Here is a 19041-nt window from a genome sequence, read left to right on the forward strand (position 1 = left end):
TATTTTTTTGATACCCGAAGGTATCTGAGATATCAATCCTGCGAGTGCCCACACAGATTGTCTGATAAATTGTTAAAGAGCAGTGAGTTAGGCGCTTTCGCTTGCTAACTCGAGGTGGCGTATATTACGCTTTCCTCTTTCAGAGTCAACCCTTAATTTCAGGATATTTGACTCTCATCGCCGCCGTTACTCTGTGATGTTGTTCACATGTTCCGTGTCGATGGAGGCGCATTATAGGGAGTTATCCTGAGGCTGCAACCCTAAATTTGCACTAATTTTACTGACTGCTGCAATCCCCAGCAAAACCCCGCCTTATACGCAGTTGTGCACAAAGTTATCCACAAAACTGGTCATCTCCCCTTGATAAACACACCATGATGTTAGCAATGCCTACATCAACAGCATGAGAACGTCCCCATGAAAACGCATTTTTCTGAAGACCAACTCATCAGTATCCTCCACGAAACAGGGATCGGTGTTCCTGCACGTGAGATCTACTGGAAGAATGTCATCTCCTGATATTCCTTCTATATATAGAAGGCGAAGAAGATTCACGGCATGGAGAGCAAGACTTTTGATGGCGACGACACTTTGTGGAAATGTATCCGGCCTCTCGCGAGTGAGATGTTGTTACAACCAAGCCACGATGGAATCCACAAGCATCGCTTCCTTATAACCACACTTCGGACGTTCAGCACTACCCGCTTACGGCGATGCCGATTCACAGTTGTGTTATCCGCTCAAACACAACAAACATGTAAAACGCATGCGGATCGGTATACCTATATAAATGCACGCTGCACGATGATGTCTTTGCTGTCCCGTTCGAGGAGATTCAAAGATACTGCGTTACTGGATACAACGTGGCGTCACCAATGTCCTCTTCCGTTCAGGAAAACTCCCCCCCCCCGAAAGTTGGAACAGCATTCAGTTGGGTGAAAATGTGATGGTGGCTGCGGGAATAGGATCTATCTGCAACCAGTAGCAGGAAACATGGTGACGAAGGCGATAGATTCCAACTACCAGGATGACTTTGCTTTTACTTGAGCAAGCAGTTCCGTTTTATCCAGGTCAGATAACTTCATCCAACTTAATGTAAGTTCTGCCAGTTGATCATCTACCATATAGAAGTAAGCAAGTGGGACTTCCAAAGCTGTCGCAAGCTGCTGCGCGATCTCAATGTTGGCCTGATGAACACCCTTTTCATAGCGATTGATGCGCGTGCTCGCAACGAACTCATCTATCCCGGCAAGAATGCCAAGACTCTTTTGTGACAGCCCTTTCGAAAGACGTGCAGCTTTTAGGCGCTGGCAGAAGATATCGGGGTAATTAATAGAAGTTTTCATAGCTACGATAGTCGTAGCTTTATAGCGTAGCAGATACTACGAGTAACGTAGTTTTGTATTAAATAGAGTTGTAACACAGATGGCTAGCGGGCTAGATCTAAAACTTTTTCTTTAATCTGCGAAGATGATCGACTAAAGAGAAAAATCATTTCTGCCAATTGATCATCATCAGCATAGAAATAGGCAAGAGGTACATTTAACACACCAGACAAATACTGAGCCGTTTGTATATCAGCTTCATGAATCCCAAGCTCATACCGATTGATGCGAGCACTCGCAACAAACTCATCTATACCTGCCAAAATCCCAAGGTTTCTTTGCGAAAGACCAGACGCAAGCCGGGAAGCTTTGAGCCTTTTGCAGAAAATTTCACGATAATTTGGTGTTGTTCGCATAACTACGATATTCGTAGTTTTTATTTAGACACAATACTACGAATAACGTAGTATCGGTTTGTAGCAGTTCCATTTACGGGAAAAAGTCAGGAGGGAATCATGACAAACGGTTGGCATCAGGCAGATATCATCGCGGGTTTACGTAAAAAAGGTACTTCCCTAGCGGCGCTTTCAAGAAGTGCTGGATTGAGTTCATCAACACTGGCTAATGCACTTACACGGCCCTGGCCAAAAGGTGAGTTTTTGATTGCTGAGGCACTTGGGGTACATCCAAGTGAAATTTGGCCTGAGCGGTATTTTGATGAAGGTGACAAGTTAATCAATCGAGAAAGATTAATGCGTTCCTATTGAAAAAATGCGTAGAGGCTTCAATTTCCGGAACCTTTTTGATGCAACCAAAGATATTTTTAACGTAAAAGCTGGACATAAACACAGTGATGATTTTTAATTTAGGAGTTTTTTGGAAATCTCTATCGTAAATGCATCATTTTTTACGTTAAAATGGCCGTTATTACGTTATAGATTACGTAAAAACCAAGACGTTTTACATAAAGGAAATTTCAGTGACCAGCTTTGATACAGATTATTGTTACTCATTTCCTGCTGTTCGCGGTATCCAGGCAGGGCGCCCTTTCTATATCGCCACCTGCCCTATGCGGATCATTCCGAAGATTTTCAGTTTCGATGAAAATGAAGTACCACCCGAATTGCGGGCTCAAAGAATATTAAACAAATCTCGCATACCGGAAATGGTTAGATATCTTCTTGAAAATCCAAAAGACTATGTATTTTCTGCATTAACAGCTTCGATAGCAGTCGATGTGCAATTTGATGAATTCCCAGGTTCTAACAACCTAGGAACGCTTCGAGTCCCAATGGAAGCACAGATTCTCATCAATGACGGTCAGCACCGCCGTAAAGCAATTGAAGATGCACTGGAAGAACGTCCTGATCTGGGTCAGGACAACATACCAGTACTGTTTTTTGTTGATGAAGGGCTGAAGCGAAGCCAGCAGATGTTTGCCGATTTGAATAAATACGCGATACGTCCTAGTCCATCCTTATCAGCTCTCTATAACCATCGCGATGCAAGCTCTAATTTGGCTCGCTATTTAGCGATGTCTATTGAACCTTTTGTGGGTCTCACAGAACTCGAGAAATCCAGTATCAGTACACTATCCAATAAATTATTTACGCTAAGCAGTATTAAGCAGTCAACTCGAGCCTTGTTAGGGCAAGATCCTAAAGAAAGTGAACTCGAAGAAATCACACACATTGCGACTCTATACTGGCAAGCAGTATTTAGTGTTATGCCGGATTGGCAGTTGGCAGCCAAAAAAGAGGTTTCCCCTGCACAGTTACGGCAGGATTATGTACACGCCCATGGTATCGGCCTTCAGGCATTAGGCCTTTTGGGTAGAGCTCTGTTGGCAGAACATCCTGACACCTGGCAGCAAAAGATTGCTGAATTAAAAACTTTTGACTGGCGCAAAAGCAACCCAGAATTGATTAAACGGGCAATGCAACACGGTAAACTAAGTAAAACCAATACTGCTATTCAGTTAACATGCAACGCTCTTAAGCGTGCTCTGTCCCTCCCCCTAACTCCTGAAGAACAGGAGCTTGAAGCTCAAATGGTTACCTCATGAGTAAACTAGTCCAGGCCTTTGATTTGGCCGAGTATGAAGATTTTATTAACCAGGAGCAGTTTGCAGGACGCCCCTTATCCGAATATGTTGCTGAAGTTCAGAGAATTTATTGCGCAGATAAACGCCCGTGGGTTATTGGCTACAGCGGTGGCAAAGACTCTTCTGCAGTTATTACGCTGGTGTACCTTGCTTTACTGGGCTTGCCCCCTCAAATGCGTAGCAAAGATGTTTTTTTAGTATCATCTGACACTCTGGTAGAAACGCCAGTAGTTGTTGATCTGATTAAGAAAACCATGTTGCAGATTGAGGCTGGTGCAAAACGCAATGGCTTGCCGATCACCCAGCATGCGGTGATGCCAAAAACCCATGAAACATTCTGGGTTAATTTGCTGGGAAAAGGTTATCCGGCACCTACCCGGAGTTTCCGCTGGTGTACTGAACGAATGAAGATCAATCCGGTAAGCGACTTTATCAAAGATAAAGTCAGCCAGTTTGATGAGGTAATTGTTGTATTGGGTTCGCGAAGCAGCGAAAGCGCTTCTCGTGCTCAAGTGATCGCAAAGCACAAAATTGATGGTTCGCGCCTGGCCCGACATACCACGCTGGCTAATGCCTTTATCTATACCCCTATTGATACCTGGGATGTAGAAGACGTCTGGAAATTGTTACGTGGTGCGTTTCGCTACGCCCCAGATGATATTGATGAGTGGGAAAGCCCGTGGGGTGGTAATAATCGCCCACTCTGGACGCTGTATATGGACTCTTCCGCGCAGGGAGAGTGTCCACTTGTAATCGATGAAAGCACTCCATCTTGCGGGAATTCTCGTTTCGGTTGCTGGACTTGTACTGTCGTAACAAAAGACAAAGCAATGGAAAGCCTGATTAAGAATGGTGAAGAGTGGATGTCCCCTTTGCTGAAATATCGCGATCTGCTGGCATTTACTACCGACCCCGTGAACAAAGATGCGTTCCGCAACTATAAACGCCGTACCGGTAAAGTGAGTTATCAATATGCCAAGGACGGTGAAGAAATCAGTGCAGAACGTAAGCATGTTCCCGGCCCTTACTGGCTCAAATATCGTCAGAAATGGCTTAAAGATTTACTGGAAATTGAGCGAGATTTGAACGCTCAGGGCCATACCATCACGTTAATTACGCAGCCGGAGCTACACGCTATTCGCCAGGAATGGCTGAAAGATCCTAATGAGCCGGACTGGTACGACACTTTGCCAGGTATTTATCGCGACGTTTACGGGAAAGACCTGGACTGGGTTATTGACGACCAGTCACGTTTCAATGCTAGTGATGCGGAACTGCTTGAGCAGATCGCCCAAGGGTTTGAGGTGGTTCCTGAGATGGTTATGAAACTGATTGAGCTTGAGGTTTCTATGGAAGGACTCAGCCGCCGTCAGGGTATCTTCGACAAACTTGGCACCATCTTGAAACAAGACTGGGGCAGTCTCGAAGAGATTAAACAGCAACAAGAGACCTTACAGAAACGGAACGACCGAGATATTCATCAGGAAGAAGTCGCAAAATTGGAAGCCGAACTACAGATGTTGCAGCGCAGAATTGCCGAAGTGAGCGAGCCGACTCTGCTTACCAGTGAGGAAAAAGAACGTGTTAATTAAACAGCTGGTATTGCGTAATTTCCGTGTATTTAATGGTACTCATGTGATTGATTTGGCTCCGAGAAAGCGCCAGAACGATGATAACCCGCGTCCGATCGTTCTTTTCGGTGGGCTTAACGGAGCAGGAAAAACATCAATTCTGTCTGCAATCCGCCTGGCATTGTATGGTCGGTTAGCGTTTGGCCCAGCAACTCAACAACAAGAGTATGTTGAAGAACTCAGCGCATTAATTCACAACGGATCAACAACTGTTGAACGGCCAAGTGAAGCGTCGATTGAACTTGTTTTCACCTATAACAAAGGCGGGCATGAAGCTGAGTTTACCGTCACGCGCACATGGAAAAAAGGGAAAAAGGATCAACTAAACCTACAGCAAGATGGCCAACTCCTTGAAGAACTGGATTATGATCAATGCCAGGGGTTCTTGAATGAATTAATTCCGCATGGAATTGCCGATTTGTTCTTCTTTGATGGTGAAAAAATTGCAGAGCTCGCTGAAGATGACTCTGGAAATATTCTGCGTACAGCCGTACGTCGCTTGTTAGGTTTAGATCTCATCGCGAAACTTCGTAATGATTTGATGATCTTTGTTAAGCGTCAGCAATCCAGCCAACTCGCAGGCTCCCAACAACACAAACTTGCTGAACTTGAAGAACAGGTTAAGCAGTTTGCTTTCCAGACAGAGCAGATTTTAGAAAAAGCTGATTTTGCTAAAATGCGAATTGATTTGCTATCAAAAGAAATCAACCGATATGAAGCACTTCTGAATGCGCAAGGTGGTGCTTTTGCTCAGACAAAAGCACAAGAAAAACAGAAAGTTGATACTCTGTTAAAAGAAAAAGATCGCCTTGAAAAAGCATTGCGCCATGAATGCGATAGCTCGCTACCTTACGCTCTGGCACCTAGGACTCTAGGGCGTTTGCTTGAGCAAATTAGTGCAGAGATACAAATTAAGCAGGCGAACAGTTTTGAAAAGGAATTAACTCAATTTCTTACGCAGCTGAAAAATGATATTTCATTCCGCTCAGGAACTACTGGCAAAATTGCTGCCGAAGCAATTGAAGATAATCTGAAAGATTACCTGGCTGGAAAACCCAAAGGTGAGCTGTTGTTTGACATCTCAGAACGCGAAGCTGGGATGATCCAACAATCTATAGAGCAGGACAGCAAGAAAGCGTGGCAGCGTTTTGATCTTTATCGTAACCAATTGGCTGAAGTTGAAGAGCAGCTTGAGCAAGCCGCGGCAAACATTGCTCGTGCGCCGGAAGATGATCAGCTTATCGATATATTTGAAAAACTTCGGGAGCTTGACCGTAAACGCGAGAGTAAACGGCAGGAGTATCGCTCGCTGTTGGAGGAAGCAAAACAAACTAAGCAGCTGCAACTGGACTGTGCTCGTCAGGTACAAAAAACACACGATCTGGCACGTAATCAACACAACTCCGATAGTGCATTTAATAATGCCCAAGAAACAATCAACCTGCTTGACCGCTATAGTGAACTTTTAACTCAAGCAAGAGTGAAAACGCTGTCAGCGAATTTTGAAGGTGCCTACCGTAAATTAGCTCGTAAAGAAGATTTGCAGCTCAATGCACACATTAACCCTGAAACATTTGATGTGGAATTGGTTGATGAAAAAGGCACAGTGATCAATCGTAAACTACTCTCCGCTGGTGAGAAACAGATCTATGCGATTGCGATTCTTGAAGCGCTCGCAAAAACCTCTGGCCGTGATTTACCGGTAATTATTGATACACCGTTAGGCCGTTTAGACTCTCAGCATAGAGATAAACTGATCAACCACTACTTCCCGTTTGCTAGCCATCAGGTAGTGTTGTTATCTACGGATACAGAAGTGGACGAACGTTATTTTGTAGATCAATTACGAGATGATATATCTCATGCTTATGAGATCGTGTTTAATGCACATACGAAATCTTCCGCACTGAAACCTGGTTATTTCTGGGAATTAACTAAGGAGGCAATTTGATGCTCCCAAATAGAATGCAGCTCAGTCGTCAGACTGAAGAACAACTGAAAAAGTTAAAGGGATATACAGGGATCACTCCCAATGTGGCAGCCCGTTTGGCATTTTTCCGTTCGGTAGAAAGCGAATTTCGTTATTCACCAGAGCGAGACACTAAAAAATTGGACGGTGTTTTAGTACTAGACAAAATTACGTGGTTGGGTGAAACGCTACAACCTACTGAATTAGTACTTAAAATGTTGTATCCACAGATAGAGCCGAAAATGCTAATTAAAGCATGGGCAGCGCATGTTGATGATGGGATTTCTTCATTAAGAAACCATAGAAACATTAATAACTTTATGAATAGCATAAAGTAATATCACCCCATGCTTAGCATGGGGTTACCATTATATATTAAACTCTTTATTAAGGTGTTCTTTGAACTTTAACAACCCCATTTTTCTAATAATAGATGTATTTTCAACTTCAAATGAATTTATGCAATCCTCTAGCTTATTTATAAGCAATGGATATTTTAAAGCCACACCTTTTTCTAACAAATACAAGGTGTAGAAATATTTTATTTGACTTCCTTTGTGCGGTAAGGATTTATATTCCTTTATAATTTCAAAATAATTTTTGATCAACTCTGGAGATTTTTTTAAGTCAAAGCCATTAATGAATAATTCATCATAATCTTTATCGAAAATGTCTTTGATGCTATTGGTTGATTTTTCTGGATATCCATTTATAGACTTAAGAATTTGACCAAAAGTTTCCATTTTAATCATGTACTTGTATTCTTTTTGATCGTCCGGACCTGTATCTCCTGACTTTCTCAAGTACGCAATCCCGTGACCATCAAGATATCTCTCAATATCAATTTGCTCTGTGGACAATGATTTTAAATCTGATGATTTTATGGAGTTTTGACTATTGGTATATTCAGCAATTTTATGAATATCATTTGACCCCGAATCAGGCATAAAAATCCTAATTAAGACTTCTGAATTACAGAGATAATTTGATATGTTATCTTTATTATCTTGATTGAAATTATGAATGGACCTTAATGTTTGCCCACCATTCACAATTTGGAAATCATTAATCTCAAGTTTCATGCTTTTATTTCCAGCTAAATTTAGCGCAGAAATAGATTTAGCAACCATTGTAATGCCATTATTATACATAAAGAATTTAGTTGGGCTATTTTTAATGGTTGTACTTATGTTAGGGTTATATTTTGAGTTTTTTACAAAACCTCTGACATTATCAAATAAAACACTATATTCTAGTCCAACGTCAGCTAAAGGAAGTAAATCCTCAAGGTTGGTTTCTGATCGCAATAAATTATTATTGCATGTCATTCTGACTATTTCATCGCATCTTACTCTTACAATATATGACTTTGCTGATGCTTTGCTATCTTCACTGTAACACATTAACGCATCTTTATTTACAATAATACTGGCATTTATATCTTTTGGTCTTATTGACATAAACTGAGAAATGGTTGGCAGCGCCAAGGGCTCTATCTCAATCTCATAAACAGATGACAAATGCTCCAGCTCTGAATTAGTTTCTTTTACTTCTTGAGCATCATTGCTTACTTGATAAAATTTGACTTCCCACTCATCTTTGGGATTGCAAAATATATCATTTAATTTGATTAACTTACTTTCCAACTTTTTATGATATTTGTTATCTTTAGAACTATCAAAATTAAGGCATAAATTTAAAAATTTAGCAGAAATGAAGTTATCATTTAAGCTTTGAGATTTATCAATATTAAATTTCTCTCTGTATTTGAAATTAAAAAGCTTTACTTGTTTTTTCTCTTCGTTTATATAAACAACATCCATGCCGAAATCATTAACATTCTCTCCAAAAAAGACTTTATTAAAATCCGTATCAATTATAGAGTCTATTATTTCATCTTCATCATAATCAATATCACATACATTTTCCAAAATAAAGAGATAAAAGCCAAAACGTCGTCTTTGAGTTTCTGAAAGATCTTTAGCACCACTAAACCCTGTATTGCCACATAACAACTTGAAATATTTATCTAACTTTGTATTTAAAATAAAAAAATCATTTCTAGTAGCCATCATTTCACCTTAATTTTTATGCAACAATTCCCAAAATGCAACGTCTCGCATTTTCATTACTTTTTTATCCCCATTAACATATAAGCTGAAGTGTTTTTCAAGCTGACGAATCTGCCCCATCAAAGACTCTTGCTCCCCTTTCTCATCGACATTAAAAACAGCCTTAATATCGCCATTTTTAATTTCAGATACACGATGAATCACCCAAGTTAAAATATAGGAAGCGTAATTGTTTTCCCCAGTTTTGAAGTGGGTGATCTCCTGCGTTGAAAGAATAGCCCCTACACCATATTCGCGACCCTCTTTAAGGATCTTACGCAAACTGGAAAAATCCTGGCGCATAAAGTTATCGGCTTCATCGACCAGAATCATTTTGGTAAGCTGACGATAATCGCCTCGAACCATTGGCTTGCCCCGTTTTTGCATCTGCGCGTAAAACAGATCTAACGTGAGCGCGACAACCAGGTTTTGAATTTCAGAAGGATATCCAGCCAATTCAATGACGGTTACACCATCAACCAGATCATACAAGCTGGTCATTTTCTCAGGATTGGTTTCAAAAATCTGGAAACCTGCCAGATTATAGAGCGCCGCATACAGCGAATCTTCGTCAACTTTTTCCTGAGCTAAATAACGTTGCCAAACATCTTCAATGGTCGGTGCAATGCGGCCCCATGTTGAACGATCATGGGGAACGATGCCAGCTAACTCATAACACTCCATGATCAACCCAACCAATTTCATTCGCTGTTTTACGCCAAGGTTGTAGGCTTTACCCATTGTTTCTGCAAATGCCATTGCCGTGTGCCTAGGTAACATAGGCATATCACCGAATAAGGACAATGGATTATAAGGCAGCAAAGATAACTTATATTTATTAGCACCAGTTGCTTCCAGAAATGCATCATCCACATAGTCAGATTTATAGTCGAAAATCAGCAAGCCAATGGGTTTGCCATCAACGTTACAGGACTGATTGCGCATCAGCTGTGTAACCAGAGACTTAGTAAACTGAGTTTTCCCGGTGCCCATCGTGCCAATAATACCAGTGTTGGTATTCATGAACTTAGCGGTGTTAGTCGGTTCCCAGTACAACGGACTCTGTCGTGCTGCATCATGGCCAAACAAAATCTGTAATGGTTTATCACTAACTTCAGGAATTACTACAGGCTCTGCAGACTGCGGTAATTCCAGATCTGAAGTCGCCATAGTAACCGCTGGTGCTGATACTGCAGCTGTCAAATTTGAATTGGTTAATATGGCATCAGACTCCGGCTTTAATAGATATTTTTCCGGTACCCGATAGCGTTCAGCCAACGAAGGTTGATCTCCCTGGGAGATAATTAACGATGGCAGAAGTGAATACGGAATTTCTATCTGTAAAATATTATCTGCGGTTTCTTTGTAAGAAAGCTCGAAGCAGGTTGCGCTGTCAACATGCGCTACAACGAAGCCGTCCGCGTAGTCACTCAACTCTCCCAACTGATAATCGCCCGTTAACCACCATTCGCGTCGTTCAAGTAAAGGAGATAGCTTATCGCTATCTAATACACCATACAGACGTAGTTTCTCGACCTGCATAAGTACCTGGCGAATAAAGAGCGCCCGGTATAGCTGAGAAGACAGCGTTTGTGGCTCAAGAATATCCTGCTGCAAGTAGCGCTTTAGTTCACTAGCCTGCTGGCCTGCATAATTGTAATCAGGCCGCGCACCAGTTTTGACTTCTAGTGGCAATAAATAGAGGCTGTTTTCTTTGAAACCGACAAAGAGGACATCATCGGAGATAGCGCCTTTACGATAACCCTGTAGGTTCCGGGATAAGTCGCTCTCTTTCATTTTTAGCCCGACATTGCCTGACACGCGGATCATTTCTGCTACGGATAATGGGATCCAGCAAATATCGGATTTATCCAGCATGGACTGCACAAATTTGTACGCGCCGATAATGCCGTGCTTCTCTTTGCGCTCCTTTTCGCTGGAACGCAACATTTTCAGCAACCACTCGCCATTAAAGGCATTAAACTCTGCAAGTAAGTGTTGGCTGTCCACAGCTCGTTGCTCAGACTGATTTTCTGTCTGGAGTAGACGCAGGAATAGGTCAACCTGCTTCGTCACTGTCACGGCATCATAACCTGCGCAACTGGTGTACTGATCGGAGTAATGGATAAGTACCACATCTTTCTGATTAGTAAAAAAGTCGAGCGTGACTTTTGGATCGATGATGGTGGTCCAGAGCGCGCTGTTGTAAGAATAATTGAGCAGCTGCTTGAAGCTGCCGCTTACGGCCAAGCCGATCCCCTGTCCATGATATTGGCTGTTGCTCTGACGCGCAGGTTGCCATAGACATCCAATTAAATGGGCGAGACGCAATGCACAGTAAGGTTCGGTATCAACACCACGTAAGCCAAAAGCGGTAAAATATGCATTCCCCTGAGTTTCCGCACCTTCTCCTGCAATCAGTCCATGGCACAATACACCGCTAGATGCATCTTCAATGCGAATTTGGCGGCAATCTACCGGGGCCGTATTAGTGAAAAATGCCAGATGTGCATAAGCAAGATTTTCACTTTCAGACGGCAGGACAAATTTGCTGAATGTTAAGCGGCTACGCAGCAAATCAATCAGCATATCGGCTTCCGCCCGCCATGCACCACTGTTTAGATCGAGGTCGTTTTTTAGCTGTTCATAGCTGCCACTCTCGGCAAAGTGATCGAACATATTTGGCAGTAAATGTTCGTCGTAGCAGTTAACATGAACCGAAATTGCTTGTTCTTTTTCCTGCTTAAAATATTCAACTAACCCCAAAAACAGCTCTTTGGCGGTTCCCTGATTAATGGCATTAATAATTAATGCATTGTTTCCAGCACTCTGGAAGAGCCGAGCGTACGCATCAGTGAATTCATTGAGCTTATCTTTTACCAAACGCTTAACGTAGTCATGGCTGACCTGACGCTGCGGAACAACATCAATCCAGAAGCGGTTTTCCTCCACCGGTTGCAATTGAGCGTATTCATGTTCGCTGTGGTAAACAAACGGCATTAAACCGGACACAACGAGGCGATCCAGGGTAATAGATGGCAGTGTGGCAAACGAAACCGAAGCGTGCTGTTCCAACTCCGAAACGATAGTTTCCGCAAGTTGTAGATGATAGGCCAGCACTAAGGGATGCAGTGGCGATAAGCGCTCATGCGAATCAACGCGACAAATACCCAGGTGCAGAAGACGTTTTTCCTGCGCTGTTAGCGCTCTGCTCATGCTAATTTGCTGTAATGCATGTTCAAAAGTACTAATAATGTGGCTAATCAGTGTTCGGTATTCAGATGACCACGATACCAGGCTAGGTAAAGTGCTGCGGCACTGATAGTAAGCAAATAACTGTTCGTAGGCGCTATGAAGCTCGGGGTGGCTGGCAAGCAATTCATCCAGTTCAAACACGCTATCGCCACTTTCTATACCAAGAAGACGTTGATCAATTAACGAGGCTTCCAATATCAGTAACTGCTGGCGTACACCGACTACTTTATGCTCGGTATTCTCGAGTATAATACGCCCCTTCAGTCGGTTGTAGGTCGCATTCCCCTCTTCTTTGAAGAGCTTATTGAAACGACTCTGGTCGAAAAGCAACGGTAACGTTAACCCTTCTTCAGCACCTGGTCCCTCGATATTAAACGACAGGCGAGAATCACCAGAAACGAGTGCAAACTGAACCAGGTCACTTTGATTCGCCAACGTATCAAAATTCACCAAAGCATATTGCTGGCAGTCAATATCCTCACTCTCGCCATCCAACACGCAAGGCAAGTTGCCCAACTCTGCAATGCGAAGCTCGTTATCTTCCAGTTGTAGCGTGATTTGCCCTTTGCCGGGTTCAACACGGTAGCAGTGTTGAATATCATTCAACCAGAATTGACCTTGCCCGACCAACAATACGCGGAACTTGTACTCTTCAGCAGAATTATTGCGATTGGTCAGCTCCAAGCTGAAGAAGCAAGGTTTCCCGTCAAAAGGCACCGATGCCATAATACGGGAAGTTTTACCTCCTGCCCGACTGGTGCGCCAGAATTGCTCTTTCTTTAGTTGCCGATGGTGAGCAATTTTTATCTGGTTATCCTGAAGATCGTTTCCCTGAAAACTGAACTCCAGCTCAACTTTCGACTGTCCTGGTTGAATCTGAATCAGCAAACTGATATCGCGCTTTCCTGCCTTACTGGCACTTTTCGCCCGTTGCCATACCTCACCGTTTTCAACAGAAACGTTCTCTAGGACAAGCTTTTGTTCGCTGTTCTGCTCTTTTTCTTTCCTGTACTCAGAGAAATCTAGGTCACGCCAATCATCTTTATCAACGAAGTGTTCTTGAACAAATTTTGTACTAAATTCAGTCAGTACATTCTCCAGTTGCCCGCTGTAACGTTCAACGCAGTCTTCTATCTGACGATATAATTTCCGGTTTTCATTCAGCCGGGTACGCAGCTGTTTTTGGCTAAAGTTAAGTAATTCATCATCTTTAAAAAGATGAAGCTCAGAGAAATCCAGATTGCCATCGCCCAGCAGGCGGTACAATGACGAAAAACCAAATACAGTTGCACCTTCATCCAGCACTGTTGCTAGTTGATCATCTAACAAACAACGGGACAATTCTGAACGATTGCTGTCAGTAGTAATGAGCTTTTCCAGCTGACGGCTGAAGGTTTGCGGATACCAAATTGCATCCGGTGCTGCCACGTCTTTAGTACTGTTAATAAGGGTATCGAGCATGCTGTTATGAATGATCAGCAATGCTGTTTGAGCAAAAATTCCGCTGCGCCCTGCAACCTTATCGCGAAGATGAGAAATATAGTTTTCCGTGAATGCCGGTGCTGCTGCACCATGCAGTACCGGAATAAGCTGAACACCATTACAGCAGAGGCAGGAAAGATATTGCCCTGGAGCAATCTCCAGCTGATTTTCATCCGCCAGATCGACAAAAGCCTGCCAGAGTTTTACAGCATTATCAGGATCAGGAGATTTGAACTGGTAACGTTCACCAGGCTGGATGATACCGCTAACCCATTCAATAAAAGTTTCCGCCAGATAGGTTTCATACTGTTTTACGGACATATACGGCATCTCCACTGTCACTCATTCGTTCTACATTTCCCATGCGCTCATAAAACGCTACCAGCGTTTGTGCTGACTGGTTATCCAGATAAAAGCCCCGCTGTTCAAAACCGCTTAACAACTCATGTAATCGGAGTTTGTCATTTTTTCCGACAGTGAGGTTGGTGAGTAACAGCAGGCGATCCTGGTTCAATACCAGCACCTTTCCCGCCCGTCCACGCACTTGAATAAAATCCGTACAAATCTGGCTTTCCAGTTCATTGATATATTTACGGTTCACCGTTGCACGGTCAGATTTTTTACCCTGGAATTGCTCCATGGAAACGGAAATTAACTGCTTGAAAGCATTTTCCAAATTTGTAGCTCGCTCACGGGGCTCGAGACCACGATCCATAATAAACGCTTGTAAATAGGCATTAAGATCATTTAATACCTGAGAAGCAGAACCTGAATCATTCAATGCATCCTGATATATCTGCCATAAAGGGCGTTTTTTTTCCCCTTTTCCCCATTGCAAAACTTCTAATGCGGAAAGAATTGGGAAAAGCTTTTCACTCTGGCTAGCGAATAACTTATATCCATAACGCTTCACTTTTTCCCGTTCGGAACTGGCTTTTTCGCTATCAAGAATGAAAAATAATGATTTACTTTGTGGCTCACCATCCTGCCAGTTGTCTAGATTAAGCGCCAATTGGGCACACCAACTAAAGGCATATAAACGCAGGGTATTGGTCAACTCCTGTAAAAGATACTGCGGATGTTCCGCCAGAAACTCAAGGTCAGATTGAAAACACGTCACCATGTATGGAAGATAGGGTTGTTCTTCGGCGAATGGGCCTATTCCCAGTAACTTTATTTTTTCATTAAGCTTATTCAACATTTGTTGCTCAATGAAATTAAGCTTGTCCTGGATTGGATAATGAAGGCTAAAATCCCCCATTAAATTAGCAAACAGCGTTCCTAAACGTTTATCTGCCGCTGAACCCGCGCTGATTTTTTCACCTGTAAACTGGGCGTGAAACAGTAAAAAAAGCGGGGAAACACGAAAGATATCCTTGCTGGAAAAGTACATCCGCTCAAGCACAGCCCAAAAGGCAGGCTCATCAAGCAGCTCCTGCAAGTGTGCTTTACAGTCATCGCGGAATTGGTCGGGATCGTAAGCCTCAATTTTACGCTTCAGGGCATAGCTGAGCACCAGCCCGGTGACGAACTGCCAGCTAACGTCATTGTTTTTATTGCGTACAGGCAAGTAACTATCTAATTGATTGTTACCAACTTTTAAAGTTGTGGCAATAGGATACATTCCTCTACCCCTCCATACCGCTGATGGTAATCATATCGTCATCCGCCTTAGCTCGATAAACCCGAGCCCCACCATCATAAAATTTTATATCGCTACTCGATTTAGCTTGTTCTGTAATTAACTCAACGAGCTCATCCAGTAGCACTATGGCATTTTTATCGTATTTATTGGGGCGATAGCCATTGTTCAGTTTGTGCAAAAGCTCAAAGAGATTGAGCCCGATGTGAACAGGAGGAAGTGCGTTTTGCCCAACCTTTAAATAGATATCAAAGCCAGTTGGATGAGCCGTATGTTTATTACGGATAGCATCCCAATCAGGTTTCACTTCTACCGGTGCGGTTAATTTAACTCCACCAAACTCCCCCAAGAAAAACTCTTCTTTTTGCATGCTTAATTCCGGTGCTTTGCGGTTTGCATAGCGCTGAATTCCTGCAATAAGATCGGAAGCATAGAAGCGATTAAGTAATTTTTTCTGTTCTGGGTTTGCAGTGTAATTTTTATGCATGTGCCAGATTTCGGAGTAGCGTTCAAATAGAGTTTCATTAAAAAACGCTGAAAATTTACGGTGGTAATCATTCCCCAACGACTCATGCTGTAACAGCCAGAAGAGCCTAATCAATGAGGCTGCATCACCAGACTTAACGTACTTGCGATCAAACTCAATATGCAACGGCTCAAGTGCAGCTAAAAAATCATCCAGCTCGGAGTCAACCAACCCAAGCTCGTAGCGCAAAATGAACTGATCAAGTTCGTAAGTATGTAATCTGGCAGGATCAAAATCAGAAACTTTTTTTATGAGGTCATTTTCTGCAGCAGTGAAAAGGTTATCAAATAGATACCCCGGCCCCATGATTAGATGATGTAAAAAGTCCAGCAACGTTCTAGTCGTAACAAACTGATCTTTTATTAATCGGGCTTTAAAGAGTTGAGTAATTAATACATCCTGTACACCAGGCATACAGAGCAATTTAAAGTTTGCAACTTCTTTTAGATGCGGATTTTTTACTTCTTCATTCCTGAATATAAAATAGAATAAATTTTTATCTTCATTATTGGTTAAATTATTTAGTAGTGACTTAATAAATGATGAATAATTTTTATCTTCATCGAACTGAAATTTAGGATAATGCTCGAAGTCAAAAAAGGAACAGTTAGCCAGTTGAAAAGGACTATTTTCATCCTGCTTCGCAGATAAAAATGAGTCGATGGTTGAACGAATTGGCTGGTGGCGTGCAGCACCTTCTCTGGCGAAATTCGCTAGCATACCGGTATTGATGCCTATCAGAAGAGGGCATGCTCGTTGGTCGTGGCCATCAAATAAATCGTTCAATGCATCAATGGCAGACTGACGAGGAGCGAAACTATGTGTTGCATCAAGGTGAAAGCTAAATTTATGTTGATAACGGGGATCGGACTTACAACGAGTTAAAATTTCAGACTTTCCATCTCCGCTACTACCGCACAAAAAAATAATTTCACCGGGATTCGCTGAATCCAAATAACGTTGCAAATCTTTTTCAATATCTTGTTTTACAAAGAGCAGTACCTTTAACTGATCGAACTCATCCTTTCGTCTATCAATTTCCGTAGAAACGGAAAAAGAAGATGACTTCGCAAGTACATTCAACGCTTGACGTAATGTGATTGCACTCATAACCGCAGGGTCTCTAAGGAAAAATAATAACCATTCTATATAAATGAGTATGCTATCTCCACCGAACATTAAACTACTTCAGTGGAGTAACATAACTCGTAGTGATACCACTCAAGGGGGCAAGCTCCAAGGGGGGTATTAATCATTTATTTTGGCAAAATCAAATGGACTCACCGCCTTCTCCCGGTTAGCATCAAGAAAATCAGCCCACCACTGCAGCATCAATCTGCGCTCATCAAGATGCTCGGCTTTATGAATGTAAGCCGCACGCACAGAGTTACGCTCCATATGGCTCATCTGCCGTTCCACCGCATCCCTCGACCACAATCCCGATTCAATCAGCGAACTACAAGCCATTGTCCTGAAACCATGGCCGCAGACTTCAACCTGTGTGTCATATCCAATAACTCGCAAAGATTTGTTCACCGTGTTCTCACTCATCGGTTTGCGAGGATTGTGATCGCCAATAAAGATCAGTTCATGATCGCCACTGAAAGTCTTAATCTGCTCGAGAATAACCAGAGCCTGTCGGGAAAGCGGCACCAGATGAGGCATACGCATTTTTGAGCCACGCTGCGAGTGCTTTACTCCTTCGATAGCTTCTCGCTCGGCTGGAATCGTCCACATAGATGTTTCAAAATCGATCTCGGACCAACGAGCAAAACGCAGTTCACTTGAGCGGATAAAGACCAAGAGAGTTAGCTCAACAGCAAGGCGAGTCAGTGGCCTGCCTGTATAACTGCCAATGCGCTGAAGCAGTTCGGGAGTACGCTTCAACTCTAGCGCCGGTCGATGCTGTCGGTTACTTGAAGCAACAGCACCCACCATCTCCTGCGCGGGATTATAGTCAAGCAAACCGCTCTGAACGGCATAACGCATTATTGCTGTGGTGCGCTGTTGTAGCCGCGAAGCCACCTCAAGACGTCCAGACATCTCTACGGCCTTAATTGGCGCTAACAGATCTCTCGTTTTAAGTTCAGCAATATTACGTTTGCCTATGGCAGGAAAGAGGTTGTCTTCCAGGCTTTTAAGTACTCGTCGGCTATGTTCTTCCGACCACTTTTTATTTGTGGCGTGCCACTCAACAGCAAGCTCCTCAAAAGTGCGCGCTTCTTCCTGTTCAACCTTATCATTTTTCTTTTTGTCTCCCGGGTCGATACCGTTTGCCAAAAGCTTACGAGCATCATCACGACGCGCTCTGGCATCTGCAAGAGACACATCAGGATATACGCCTAAAGCCAGCATCTTTTGCTTCCCGCCAAAGCGGTACTGCAGACGCCAGTATCTTGAACCATTGGGGTGGACGAGAAGATGCATACCGTTGCCATCGGTCAGTTTGTATTGCTTATCCGTTGGCTTGGCTGTTCTGACCTTGATATCTGTTAACGCCATGCTTATCCCCTCCCTGTTGGTACAAGCATTATCGAACCGTAAATACCATCATCTATACCAACATGTGTTGGTAGATGTACGTTGATGTCGGTTGACCTTGAGAGAATTAATATAGCGAAAAAGGTAGGTAACTGCTGGATTTTAGGCATAAAAAAAGACCTCAGTTGAGGTCTATTTGCATACTGTTGGTGCCGAAGGCCGGACTCGAACCGGCACGTATCTCTACGGTTGATTTTGAATCAACTGCGTCTACCGATTTCGCCACTTCGGCACGAAGAGGTATGCGGAAAACGTTGGGGATTATATCTGTCACACGCCGCTTTGCAAGCCCCATTCTACCTTCTACGTGCTGAGTGCTGAAAAAATCAGCGCATCATCAATCTGTTGTGGATATGAAGTCACAAGAACGGCTGAATTTTCCTAATAACGACATCTATAGATCCTTCAAATCTGCAACTTCCACCACTGGTTTTCCCCTAACATCGTGATAGTCT

General features: G+C 42.9%; 12 protein-coding genes and 1 tRNA gene. 5 read left to right on the forward strand and 8 right to left on the reverse strand.

Annotated features, from left to right (window positions below; genetic code table 11):
* Positions 1-1019 precede the first annotated feature (1019 nt).
* Both OH773_RS18540 and OH773_RS18545 read right to left on the reverse strand, forming a co-directional pair.
* Positions 1020-1346: a helix-turn-helix domain-containing protein gene (locus tag OH773_RS18540; protein ID WP_270140807.1), complete on the reverse strand. Its 327-nt coding sequence runs from the start codon at positions 1344-1346 to the stop codon at positions 1020-1022.
* 83 nt (positions 1347-1429) lie between these two features.
* On the reverse strand, positions 1430-1741 hold the full coding sequence (locus tag OH773_RS18545) for a helix-turn-helix domain-containing protein (protein ID WP_270140809.1): 312 nt from the start codon (positions 1739-1741) through the stop codon (positions 1430-1432).
* Between the two features lie 99 nt (positions 1742-1840).
* Here OH773_RS18545 and OH773_RS18550 point away from each other — a divergent pair, with 99 nt between their 5' ends.
* From OH773_RS18550 to dndE, 5 genes are all read left to right on the forward strand, one after another.
* On the forward strand, positions 1841-2092 hold the full coding sequence (locus tag OH773_RS18550) for a helix-turn-helix domain-containing protein (RefSeq protein ID WP_270140811.1): 252 nt from the start codon (positions 1841-1843) through the stop codon (positions 2090-2092).
* A 212-nt stretch (positions 2093-2304) separates the two neighbouring features.
* Positions 2305-3390 (forward strand): DNA sulfur modification protein DndB, encoded by a 1086-nt coding sequence (dndB, locus tag OH773_RS18555; protein ID WP_270140813.1) that lies wholly within the window; start codon positions 2305-2307, stop codon positions 3388-3390.
* The gene (gene dndC / locus OH773_RS18560) at positions 3387-5021 is read left to right on the forward strand and encodes a DNA phosphorothioation system sulfurtransferase DndC (protein WP_270140815.1); all 1635 of its coding nucleotides are present in this window, start codon (positions 3387-3389) and stop codon (positions 5019-5021) included. Before dndB ends, dndC begins: the two co-directional genes overlap by 4 nt.
* Positions 5011-7011: a DNA sulfur modification protein DndD gene (dndD, locus tag OH773_RS18565; protein ID WP_270140817.1), complete on the forward strand. Its 2001-nt coding sequence runs from the start codon at positions 5011-5013 to the stop codon at positions 7009-7011. The genes dndC and dndD overlap by 11 nt, the downstream gene beginning before the upstream one ends.
* A complete protein-coding gene (gene dndE, locus OH773_RS18570; RefSeq protein ID WP_270145948.1) occupies positions 7011-7367 on the forward strand; it encodes a DNA sulfur modification protein DndE in 357 nt (118 codons plus the stop codon). Before dndD ends, dndE begins: the two co-directional genes overlap by 1 nt.
* A 30-nt stretch (positions 7368-7397) precedes the next feature.
* Here dndE and OH773_RS18575 read toward each other — a convergent pair whose 3' ends face one another.
* The 6 genes from OH773_RS18575 to OH773_RS18600 all read right to left on the reverse strand — a co-directional run bounded on the left by OH773_RS18575 (position 7398) and on the right by OH773_RS18600 (position 18818).
* Complete coding sequence (locus tag OH773_RS18575; protein ID WP_270140819.1) at positions 7398-9101, reverse strand: AIPR family protein; 1704 nt, start codon at positions 9099-9101, stop codon at positions 7398-7400.
* Between the two features lie 9 nt (positions 9102-9110).
* Positions 9111-14198 (reverse strand): DNA phosphorothioation-dependent restriction protein DptH, encoded by a 5088-nt coding sequence (gene dptH, locus OH773_RS18580; protein ID WP_270140821.1) that lies wholly within the window; start codon positions 14196-14198, stop codon positions 9111-9113.
* Positions 14179-15501: a DNA phosphorothioation-dependent restriction protein DptG gene (dptG, locus tag OH773_RS18585; protein ID WP_270140823.1), complete on the reverse strand. Its 1323-nt coding sequence runs from the start codon at positions 15499-15501 to the stop codon at positions 14179-14181. Before dptG ends, dptH begins: the two co-directional genes overlap by 20 nt.
* Positions 15502-15505: 4 nt before the next feature.
* The gene (gene dptF, locus OH773_RS18590; protein ID WP_270145950.1) at positions 15506-17155 is read right to left on the reverse strand and encodes a DNA phosphorothioation-dependent restriction protein DptF; all 1650 of its coding nucleotides are present in this window, start codon (positions 17153-17155) and stop codon (positions 15506-15508) included.
* 138 nt (positions 17156-17293) lie between these two features.
* Positions 17294-18547: a tyrosine-type recombinase/integrase gene (locus OH773_RS18595; RefSeq protein ID WP_270140825.1), complete on the reverse strand. Its 1254-nt coding sequence runs from the start codon at positions 18545-18547 to the stop codon at positions 17294-17296.
* Between the two features lie 186 nt (positions 18548-18733).
* Positions 18734-18818: transfer RNA gene (locus OH773_RS18600), tRNA-Leu, on the reverse strand.
* Positions 18819-19041: the final 223 nt, after the last annotated feature.

The organism is Buttiauxella sp. WJP83 (assembly GCF_027594725.1).
In the GTDB taxonomy this organism is placed as follows: Bacteria; Pseudomonadota; Gammaproteobacteria; order Enterobacterales; family Enterobacteriaceae; genus Buttiauxella; species Buttiauxella selenatireducens.

Coding starts and splice junctions, on each gene's coding strand:
- OH773_RS18540 (WP_270140807.1), bottom strand. CDS start 1,346: ATGAAAACTTCTATTAATTACCCCGATATCTTCTGCCAGCGCCTAAAA.
- OH773_RS18545 (WP_270140809.1), bottom strand. CDS start 1,741: ATGCGAACAACACCAAATTATCGTGAAATTTTCTGCAAAAGGCTCAAA.
- OH773_RS18550 (WP_270140811.1), top strand. CDS start 1,841: ATGACAAACGGTTGGCATCAGGCAGATATCATCGCGGGTTTACGTAAA.
- dndC (WP_270140815.1), top strand. CDS start 3,387: ATGAGTAAACTAGTCCAGGCCTTTGATTTGGCCGAGTATGAAGATTTT.
- dndE (WP_270145948.1), top strand. CDS start 7,011: ATGCTCCCAAATAGAATGCAGCTCAGTCGTCAGACTGAAGAACAACTG.
- OH773_RS18575 (WP_270140819.1), bottom strand. CDS start 9,101: ATGGCTACTAGAAATGATTTTTTTATTTTAAATACAAAGTTAGATAAA.
- dptH (WP_270140821.1), bottom strand. CDS start 14,198: ATGTCCGTAAAACAGTATGAAACCTATCTGGCGGAAACTTTTATTGAA.
- dptG (WP_270140823.1), bottom strand. CDS start 15,501: ATGTATCCTATTGCCACAACTTTAAAAGTTGGTAACAATCAATTAGAT.
- dptF (WP_270145950.1), bottom strand. CDS start 17,155: ATGAGTGCAATCACATTACGTCAAGCGTTGAATGTACTTGCGAAGTCA.
- OH773_RS18595 (WP_270140825.1), bottom strand. CDS start 18,547: ATGGCGTTAACAGATATCAAGGTCAGAACAGCCAAGCCAACGGATAAG.